The organism is Pacificibacter marinus (assembly GCF_900109555.1).
Classification (GTDB): Bacteria; Pseudomonadota; Alphaproteobacteria; order Rhodobacterales; family Rhodobacteraceae; genus Celeribacter; species Celeribacter marinus_C.
This window is the reverse complement of record NZ_FNZV01000027.1, coordinates 4,116-11,805: the sequence shown is the minus strand read 5'-3', so window position 1 is coordinate 11,805 and position 7,690 is coordinate 4,116. Positions and strand designations below refer to the sequence as shown.

At 53.4% G+C, this 7,690-nt stretch carries 14 protein-coding genes and 1 tRNA gene; 2 read left to right on the top strand and 13 right to left on the bottom strand.

Annotated features, from left to right (window positions below; genetic code table 11):
• Positions 1–116: NAD-dependent epimerase/dehydratase family protein (locus BM025_RS19030; protein WP_139204610.1), on the bottom strand; the 116-nt coding region annotated here is incomplete at its 3' end.
• A 141-nt stretch (positions 117–257) separates the two neighbouring features.
• Here BM025_RS19030 and BM025_RS18505 point away from each other — a divergent pair.
• Positions 258–344: transfer RNA gene (locus BM025_RS18505), tRNA-Leu, on the top strand.
• 145 nt (positions 345–489) lie between these two features.
• Complete coding sequence (locus tag BM025_RS18500; protein WP_085850320.1) at positions 490–1,458, top strand: tyrosine-type recombinase/integrase; 969 nt, start codon at positions 490–492, stop codon at positions 1,456–1,458.
• 5 nt (positions 1,459–1,463) lie between these two features.
• On the opposite strand, the gene BM025_RS18495 is transcribed toward BM025_RS18500, so the two are convergent.
• From BM025_RS18495 to BM025_RS18440, 12 genes are all read right to left on the bottom strand, one after another.
• Positions 1,464–1,718, bottom strand: coding sequence for an HTH domain-containing protein (locus BM025_RS18495; RefSeq protein WP_085850217.1), 255 nt, complete (start codon positions 1,716–1,718; stop codon positions 1,464–1,466).
• A gap of 1 nt (position 1,719) precedes the next feature.
• Entirely contained in the window at positions 1,720–2,391 is a 672-nt protein-coding gene (locus BM025_RS18490; protein ID WP_085850216.1) for a hypothetical protein, read from the bottom strand.
• Positions 2,392–2,554: 163 nt separating this feature from the next.
• On the bottom strand, positions 2,555–3,190 hold the full coding sequence (locus BM025_RS18485; protein ID WP_085850215.1) for an HNH endonuclease signature motif containing protein: 636 nt from the start codon (positions 3,188–3,190) through the stop codon (positions 2,555–2,557).
• Positions 3,187–3,444 carry a hypothetical protein gene (locus BM025_RS18480; RefSeq protein WP_085850214.1) on the bottom strand — a complete coding sequence of 86 codons (258 nt, stop codon included), beginning with the start codon at positions 3,442–3,444 and terminating at the stop codon, positions 3,187–3,189. Before BM025_RS18480 ends, BM025_RS18485 begins: the two co-directional genes overlap by 4 nt.
• A gap of 86 nt (positions 3,445–3,530) precedes the next feature.
• Positions 3,531–4,520 (bottom strand): DUF2303 family protein, encoded by a 990-nt coding sequence (locus BM025_RS18475; RefSeq protein WP_085850213.1) that lies wholly within the window; start codon positions 4,518–4,520, stop codon positions 3,531–3,533.
• Between the two features lie 64 nt (positions 4,521–4,584).
• The gene (locus BM025_RS18470; RefSeq protein WP_090875431.1) at positions 4,585–5,010 is read right to left on the bottom strand and encodes a hypothetical protein; all 426 of its coding nucleotides are present in this window, start codon (positions 5,008–5,010) and stop codon (positions 4,585–4,587) included.
• Between the two features lie 16 nt (positions 5,011–5,026).
• Positions 5,027–5,290: a hypothetical protein gene (locus tag BM025_RS18465; protein WP_085850211.1), complete on the bottom strand. Its 264-nt coding sequence runs from the start codon at positions 5,288–5,290 to the stop codon at positions 5,027–5,029.
• The gene (locus tag BM025_RS18460; protein ID WP_085850210.1) at positions 5,290–5,595 is read right to left on the bottom strand and encodes a DUF4326 domain-containing protein; all 306 of its coding nucleotides are present in this window, start codon (positions 5,593–5,595) and stop codon (positions 5,290–5,292) included. Before BM025_RS18460 ends, BM025_RS18465 begins: the two co-directional genes overlap by 1 nt.
• A complete protein-coding gene (locus BM025_RS18455) occupies positions 5,592–5,801 on the bottom strand; it encodes a helix-turn-helix domain-containing protein (protein WP_085850209.1) in 210 nt (69 codons plus the stop codon). The genes BM025_RS18460 and BM025_RS18455 overlap by 4 nt, the downstream gene beginning before the upstream one ends.
• A complete protein-coding gene (locus BM025_RS18450) occupies positions 5,798–6,043 on the bottom strand; it encodes a hypothetical protein (protein WP_090875487.1) in 246 nt (81 codons plus the stop codon). The genes BM025_RS18455 and BM025_RS18450 overlap by 4 nt, the downstream gene beginning before the upstream one ends.
• Positions 6,040–6,297 carry a hypothetical protein gene (locus BM025_RS18445; protein WP_085850207.1) on the bottom strand — a complete coding sequence of 86 codons (258 nt, stop codon included), beginning with the start codon at positions 6,295–6,297 and terminating at the stop codon, positions 6,040–6,042. Before BM025_RS18445 ends, BM025_RS18450 begins: the two co-directional genes overlap by 4 nt.
• Positions 6,298–6,568: 271 nt before the next feature.
• Positions 6,569–7,228: a S24 family peptidase gene (locus tag BM025_RS18440; RefSeq protein ID WP_085850206.1), complete on the bottom strand. Its 660-nt coding sequence runs from the start codon at positions 7,226–7,228 to the stop codon at positions 6,569–6,571.
• Positions 7,229–7,690 lie beyond the last annotated feature (462 nt).

Below are 7,690 nucleotides of genomic sequence, written 5' to 3'. Positions count from 1 at the left end.
GACTCGTTCGGGCGACGTACCGCCACGCGCACGCGCCAACCTTCTTTCGCCATACGACGTGCGATGTAACGCCCAACAAAGCCAGCGCCGCCATAGATGGTGACCAATTTCGTCATCTGCATCTCCAATGCCATTTTCTATATTTTTCTTAGCTTTTCATGATCAAATGAACAAGACGCTATCAACGCATTCGAAAACTATCGAATCTGCGTTGACAGCCCCTCTACTCCTCTTTACATCGCCAAGTCACCACACCTGCCCAGGTGGCGGAATTGGTAGACGCGCTAGCTTCAGGTGCTAGTATTGGCAACGATGTGGAGGTTCGAGTCCTCTCCTGGGCACCAACTTTGTCCAAGTGAATGGACAAAATCCCCAAAATATGGACAAAATAGCGCTTTTAGCCTTGTAGCTTGGCGTTTTTTCTTGATTTGTCAGGCGCTTTTGACAAATCATCCCCCACAAATCCCCCACGGTGGGGGCGGGGATGTTATGGCTAGTTTCTCTAAGTTACCAAGTGGCAAGTGGCGCGCGCAAGTAGAGCGTGAGGGAAAACGGCGCTCTGCGTCTTTCTCGACAAAGCGCGAGGCGACGGATTGGGCCAATCAACAAGAGTATGCGATTCTTAACGCTGAGTTTATTGCTTCATCTCAGTCATTGGCTGATGTGTTTAATCGCTATGCATCTGAGGTTTCGCCGCTGCGCAAGGGTGAAAGATGGGAAATTGTTCGGCTTGCTAAGCTTGGTCGGGATCCTATCGGCGCCATTGCTATCGGTGAGGTAGCGCCTTCGGATTTTGCCGATTGGCGTGATCGACGGTTGCAAGAGGTGCAGCCAGCCTCTGTGGCGCGCGAGATGAATTTACTCAGTGCGGTCATGACTGTCGCGCATAAAGAGTGGGGGTTGTTGAAAAGCAATCCTGTGTCCGATGTGCGCAAGCCCAGAACGCCGGCGCCACGCGATCGGATCGTAACTGATAGTGAGCTGAAGGCTTTGGCTTTATCGGCTGGTGCTGATTTAAGTCATGCGCGTGCGCGGGTTTTCCATGCGTTTTTGTTTGCAATTGAGACTGCGATGCGTGCGGGGGAGATTGTTGGGCTAACGTGGGAACACATTGATCTGTCACGTCGCGTTGCGCATTTGCCTGATACCAAAAACGGCCATCCCCGTGATGTGCCCCTCAGCAGTGAGGCGGTGCGGCTACTGGAAGTTTTGCCGCGTGTTGATCCGGTGTTTGGGCTGCAAAGTGCGCAGCTTGATGCGTTGTGGCGCAAGCTGCGGGATGGCGCGACTGTGTCTGGTTTGCGATTCCATGACAGCCGCAGGACGGCGACCACGCGGCTGGCGCGTAAGTTGGATGTTTTGGAGTTGGCAAAAATGACGGGCCACCGTGACTTGGCAATCCTGTTGAATACTTACTACAAACAGGATGCTGCGGCTGTTGCTCAAAAACTGGATTAGCGCACTCAGCCCATTTTATCTATTAGGTCGCGCGGAATAGTGCGCGCACCTGGGGCAATCTTGCCTTGTGCTTTTAGCTTGTCCATTCGCCGCTTTACTGTTCGCTCTGATACGCGAAGTTCTGCGGCAACTTGTGCGACAGTGTATTCCATCGGGCGCACGTCTGTGAGGAGTTGTCGCACAAGGTCCGTTAATGTTGCGACTTGGCCTTTTAGTTCTGTGATCCCAAGGGCGTCTGCGGCTGGGTTTGGTACGGTCATTTTATTCGCCTCTCAGGTCAATATTTTGTTTGTGAGTGATAAAGGTATAGGCTGCGACCCATGGGTTGCTCTCCCATGCACCAGGGCCGTTGATGCCGTTCCATAAGTTGGCAAAGGCGTCACGGGTTTCGCCGTAGCAGCGGCCTACTGCAGGGATGCCCTCTGCAATGCAATCATGGCCTTTGATGTTCTTGAGGCGTTGTACGCGAACGTCTGTCACGGTCATGGTGAGGCGGCTATCGGCGCGATGCATGAACATGCCAGGCCGTTTATAGAGTCCGTATTCAGCCTCTGGGCGGCTCCAGACGATATCACTGTTCGCGTCAAATAATGCAGCCCGTGCAAGGTCGCGTTCGAATCTGCGTTTTGGCTTGCCTGTCTTGGTCAGCTCGCCTGTTGTGATCCATCGACCATAGGCAAAGTGGGCCTCGCGAGCCCAAAGGCGATCGCCGATTTGGTAAGGCAACAGTGCAAGGAATTCATTGTGCCTGTAGTCTTCCCAAACGTAGTCGGCGCGCCGAAAGGTCCAGTCATAGCCACTCGTTTCCGATTGACCGAATTGGAAAAAGCCTTTGTGCCCCTTGATCTTCAAGCCTCGGCGGGTCTGCGTTTTACGGCCATCAAGTAGCGCGCAGATCATGGGGCCTGAAAATGGGATTGGCTTGTCGGTCATTGCTGTGACCTTTTGGTTTTAACAAAAATATATATTGCGGAAATAATAAGCGCGGCGACCCAGCTACCAATAAAGCCCCATAGCACAATCGTCGCAATTGGTTGGATGAGGGTGAAAGCGATAATAGCAAACGCGATGCCAGTGATGATAATGGGTGCGAAGATCATGACTGTCCCTTCCGAGCTTCACTCACGACATGCTCAAGCTTTGCCACTGCCATGATGGTTGGCTTGATCGCGGGATTTGCTTGGTCGAAATCGCGACCGTGACGGTTGTTGAGGCGCGGCAGCATTGCGCGCGGAATGGCGTCCCAGTTTGAAGGGGCGCAGTTGGTGCGGTCGCCATCCAAGCTTTTCAAGGCGTGGCCCTCTGGAACGGGTCCGTTTTCTTGTTCCCAAAGGTAGCGATGCTTGTGCATGAAGCGTGTCTTTTGTCTTGGCACAAAGGGATTGGACAAGGGCACCTTCATTTCAATGTAACCATCTTGGTCAACGCGCTCAGTCCACAGTGGCACGCGGTTGGGCGGGGTTTGGCCTTTTTGAAATTGCGTGGCCGCACTGTTTGGATGCGCGCCAATTTTCTTACCTTTGTTCCAAGATACTTGCCCCGCATGAAAACGTCCTGTTCGTCCGGTGAGCCAGCTGTTGCGTTTGCACAGGCCGATATAGTTCGCGAGAGAAACGTCTTGGCGATTGAACTTGGCAATAAACAGGGCATGCGCCTTGCTACGCACGGTGCGCCTGTTCGCTTCAATCCATGCCAGCTCGGTGGCGCTGTAAATGATGCGAGCGCCCTTCATGACTTTTCGCCCTCAATATCTGTGCTGCTGCCAATTTGGGGAAGCATCGGCAGAACATGGTTGCCGTGCTCTGCAAAGAGTTTGGCCGCGACCAGCTGGGTTTTGGCGGTGTCGATAATCGTATCGGAAACGGACACAATTGCGCCGGCGCGTTTGACCTCTGTATCGATCTGCTCAGCAGTCAAACCCGTGGCTGACAGCCGATCGATCTGCGCAAACAAGTGATCATTCAATTGCGATAGGGAATTACTCACGGGGCTCTTCTCCAAAATATCTGCTTTCGAACTTCATTCTGTGACGTCCATCGCTGGCCCCTGTTTCCAAGGTCCAGAAAAAGAGATCACGCTTCCGGCGTGCCTTTAAAAAGCGGCAGGTCGGTGTGCGCGACGGCGAGGTCGAGGGACTCATCGAAGGACGCCTCGAACGCTTTCTCGGGGTTGTAGATCGACAGGATGAACTTCACCTGACCGCCGGACTTGCGGTAGCGAAAGCGCACGGGCATGCGGTACAGCGGGCCATTTAGAAACACCGGGATGGCAATAATGATCAAGTTTGGCAGGTTCAGCGGCTGACCGTTGAGGCCTTTGTGCTCATTGATGAACTTCATTTCCGCTTCGCCAGTGTCGCGGTTGGTGGTCAGTTTGAGGTCACTGGTTTCATTAATGAGGAACTGTTTGGACATTTGCAGCAGCTGCGTGAGCTGGCCGTATCGACCTTCAATCTTGCAGGCCGTTTCAATCAGGCGATTTTCCCAATCGTCGTTTTTGTCGTCCTGTACGCCTGCAATGATCGCGGGCGTTGGATCCATGATGTTCTTGGCCTGCGTCTCAATAAACTCGCCCATGTCGTCTTTTTCGAGCGGTGTGTCAGACACCGCCATCCATGCTTTCCAATCATCAGACAGGGGAAAATCATAGACCCCACGATGATGACCGTGACGCGCGCTCGGATCGCCAAGCGGGTTTGTCGGGTCTGCTGGGCCTTCATCATGATAATCGGCAATGCAGGTCAAAGACGGGGTGTCCATAACAGGATTGGCGAACAAGACTGAGCTGTCGCCCTTAAAGCGGTTGGCCCAAGCCACAAGACTTTCCAAGTCTTTGAGGCGGGCGGTGCCTTTGCGCTGGGTTGGTTTTAGGTGCTGCGCTGCCGACAGGTATTTGTGCGTGAGATCCTCGACCTTACGCTTGTCTGGCACCGTGATCAGAAACGGCTTTGTCAGATCCATGCCTTCGGGCAGAGCGATGGCGTCATGTTTGCCAAGCTCCAGCATTGTATCGCGCATGGTTTGGGCAGGATTGTCGTTGGTGAGAGGGGTGAGATTGAGCATGGTTTGTCTTTCTGTGAGGGGGGATTTTTCGAGCGCGATCAATCCGCGCGATCAGTTAGCGCGATCAATCGGCGTCGCGGATTTCGCCTGTTTCGGGGTCGTGATCAGAGATGTCGCGCAGCGGGGTATTCATCCGCGCCATCATCGGGCTGTAGAGTGTGAGCTCGCCCGCATCGTTGATGTAGGCGCCCGCAGAGCTCGGTGGTTTTTTGGGCGGCGCAAAAGTAACCGTCGCGCCCATGCCAACATCGCCAGCGTTGCCGACTGCGTATTTCAGCTGAATGGTCATGGTGCCGGTGCAGCCTTTGGAGCCGTGCAGATCATTGTGCTCCAGCAAGTCTTGCATGAGCGTTTTGTGCCCCTCCATCACTTCGGATAGGAACTCACCGCCATTGAACAGCGCTAAGATCTGCTCAAGCGTGCGCATTTTGTAGGGATCGTGGCGCTCTGGGATTGGGGCGGCTTCGGGCGGTGTGCTGTGCTTGGTCATCACGTTAATCATCCTCTCAGTTATTGGGTGACGCTATACGTCCGGCCCACGCATCAAATGACGTGCGCAAGGCTGCGAAGTTTGAGTGCGCGATCGCATTTGTGTTGAGCTCGCGGCGACTGGCGATATTGCACGCCTCGCGTAGATATTGAGCTGAGGCGCTGGCGCAGAATTGAGTGCCAGGCAAGCCGCTGCGGATGGCTGCGAACTGTTGAAACTGCGGATCATTGCACAAGATGCCAGCCTGTTGGGCGGGATGCATTTGCGTGAGGCGGGTCATCAAAATTCATCGCTGTTCGCGATATCCAGCAGCACATCAACAAAGCTCGACTGATCAATCGGACATGCGCTGGCGATGTCTTTGCCGCGCAATTCCTTGCAGAGCTCAATGCGCTCGCGCCATTTGCACGGCACCGCTAAGGATTGCCGATAGGTCTCGCGGGCGTAGGCTGGCGTGCTGCTGGGATTGTGCTGCTTGGGCCACCATTTGGATTTGGGGCCGATGAACACCGCGCCTTTGGGCGCGTCACTCTCAGTGAGAGCAAAGAGCCGGCGCGGGCGGGCGATTGGGCTTTGGATGGTCATGCGCGCCCCTCCAAACACTCAAAGGCGTGGCCTTGTGCGGCCAATGTCGCGACCGCCGAGCACAGGTTTGCCGTGCCAGTTTTGCGAATGATGTTGGCTTTGTGATATTTGAACGCCGATTGGCTTACACCCAAACGATGGGCCGCAATCTTCTCAGGTTGCGTGAGTAAAGGCAGGGCACGTTGTTCTGCAGGCGTAAAAGTCATGCCGCACCGCCCAGTCTTCTCATTTGGATATTGGCCGCGCGCAGCCAAAGCTCGTGCGCGTTGGCCTCGGAGTTGGCAAGCACACGAATGCCGTGCAGGTCGATCATGAAGGTGTTGCCAGCTTGCGCTTGATAGCTGCCGCCGCATTCGAGTGTTTCTGCGACAAAGGCATCGTGTTTCGTCGCAAAGTCGCTTTGCTGGTTGATGCGGTTCAACAGATTTTGGATTGGATCGCGGTTCATGCTGTGCCCTCAACCGATGTGAGGGCGGACAGGATCAACCGCTTGGAATTGACGGTTTCGCCCCGCGCCTCTTTGAGGGTGCGAAAGGCCAGCGCACGGCGCAGAGCAGGATGATTGTGCGGCGCGCCCACGATGATCTGCGCGTGATCGATGCGCAAAGGGTCAAGGCCGAAGATCAGATTATTGACAAAATAAGGGGCACTAGGCGCAGGGCTGCGTTTGAGCGAAAAGTCTGTGTGTTGAATGCGGGACATGGGTCTCTCCATCATGAAATTCCGCGATCTGCCTGTGGCGTCTTCGGCGGGTGATGGATGTGTAGCGTAAATCGCTACGCGCCGCAAGTTGTATTGTAGCTTTTTTCGCTACTTACGCGCTAACATAAAGAATGTTCATGCTTTTAAGTCAAAAGAAAACCCGCGCAAGGCGGGGTGATTTGGAAGTTTTCTGTAGTGCCTATCTGGAGGTGCGCCGTGTAGAGTGGAGTTCAGTATGTGCGATGAAAAGCTTGTATTATATCGGCCTTTTCTAAATCTTAGTCACTAAATCTCTACCAAGGTGCATTTTGATTGGTGCAGCCCATTTAATGGTTACGTCATACATGGGTGGTGTGTCGGCGTGGAATGATATGAGGTCAAATAGGCCGTCTGGCTGGCCATCACGGCGGCGTAGTAGTTTGACCCAAGCCATGCCGGAAGCATCCTCTACGACGCATCTGCGCCCGATGGCTTCGATTGGAACACCTAGAGCGTCGCGTGAATAGAATAGGATGTCTCCGCTTTCATAAGCGGGCTCCATTGAGTTTCCTGTCACCTCCACAGCAACTATGCCGTGCGGATCTATTTGTGGGGGGCAGGTAATACGATAAATTCCTTCACCCTTTGGGTAGGGGTCTGAGAGTTGGATCTTTGCGCCTGCGCCAACTTGTCCGACTATCGCTAAAGTTGGTGTCGGCTGTATTCGAGATGGTAATGGGTATCCTGTTATGTCTGATATGGCTAGCATCTCTTCCGCTGATATTGACCGCTTTCCAAGTGTCATCTTGTTGATAATTGATCTGTCAATTTTCTTAGATACCCGCGTGTTTAGTGCATCACTGAGGGCAGCCTGATTGAGGCCTGATGCGGAAAGAGCTGCATTTACCCATTCGCTTAGGTTGGGAGCGCGTTGGAAGTGTTCATTCGTCATGGCGTTATTGTAGTGCTTTCGTAAATAATCATCAGTAAAGAAAATCGCTACATTTGATCTTGCTTAATGTAGCTAAAATCGCTACCTGTCAGCTATGGAACCTGCAAAAACAATCATACTGGCCCTTGGTGGGCCTACCGAAGTAGCTAAAGTTGTCGGGGTTCACCGGACGCGCGTTTCTATGTGGAAGGTGCCAAGGGCAAAGGGTGGTACTGGTGGGGTTATACCTCATTGGCACATAGAAAAATTAATGGCGGCGGCGAGAGAAAAAGATGTTTCTCTTTCTCTCCGTGATTTTGCTCCTGTTGTCGGGATTTCATCATGATGCCTCGCGTTGAGCCTTTATCCATATCTCAACTTACCTCGAAGCCGGCGGAAAAATCTTCGCCTAAAAGCGAGCGATCCGGTGCTAATTTGGAAAAGTCTTTCCAAGTGAACCGCGTTAGCTTGCAAGATGTGTCG

Excerpts from the sequence above, each read along its gene's own strand:
- BM025_RS18500 (WP_085850320.1), top strand. The coding sequence starts at position 490 with ATGGCTAGTTTCTCTAAGTTACCAAGTGGCAAGTGGCGCGCGCAAGTA.
- BM025_RS18495 (WP_085850217.1), bottom strand. The coding sequence starts at position 1,718 with ATGACCGTACCAAACCCAGCCGCAGACGCCCTTGGGATCACAGAACTA.
- BM025_RS18490 (WP_085850216.1), bottom strand. The coding sequence starts at position 2,391 with ATGACCGACAAGCCAATCCCATTTTCAGGCCCCATGATCTGCGCGCTA.
- BM025_RS18485 (WP_085850215.1), bottom strand. The coding sequence starts at position 3,190 with ATGAAGGGCGCTCGCATCATTTACAGCGCCACCGAGCTGGCATGGATT.
- BM025_RS18475 (WP_085850213.1), bottom strand. The coding sequence starts at position 4,520 with ATGCTCAATCTCACCCCTCTCACCAACGACAATCCTGCCCAAACCATG.
- BM025_RS18470 (WP_090875431.1), bottom strand. The coding sequence starts at position 5,010 with ATGACCAAGCACAGCACACCGCCCGAAGCCGCCCCAATCCCAGAGCGC.
- BM025_RS18465 (WP_085850211.1), bottom strand. The coding sequence starts at position 5,290 with ATGACCCGCCTCACGCAAATGCATCCCGCCCAACAGGCTGGCATCTTG.
- BM025_RS18460 (WP_085850210.1), bottom strand. The coding sequence starts at position 5,595 with ATGACCATCCAAAGCCCAATCGCCCGCCCGCGCCGGCTCTTTGCTCTC.
- BM025_RS18455 (WP_085850209.1), bottom strand. The coding sequence starts at position 5,801 with ATGACTTTTACGCCTGCAGAACAACGTGCCCTGCCTTTACTCACGCAA.
- BM025_RS18450 (WP_090875487.1), bottom strand. The coding sequence starts at position 6,043 with ATGAACCGCGATCCAATCCAAAATCTGTTGAACCGCATCAACCAGCAA.
- BM025_RS18445 (WP_085850207.1), bottom strand. The coding sequence starts at position 6,297 with ATGTCCCGCATTCAACACACAGACTTTTCGCTCAAACGCAGCCCTGCG.
- BM025_RS18440 (WP_085850206.1), bottom strand. The coding sequence starts at position 7,228 with ATGACGAATGAACACTTCCAACGCGCTCCCAACCTAAGCGAATGGGTA.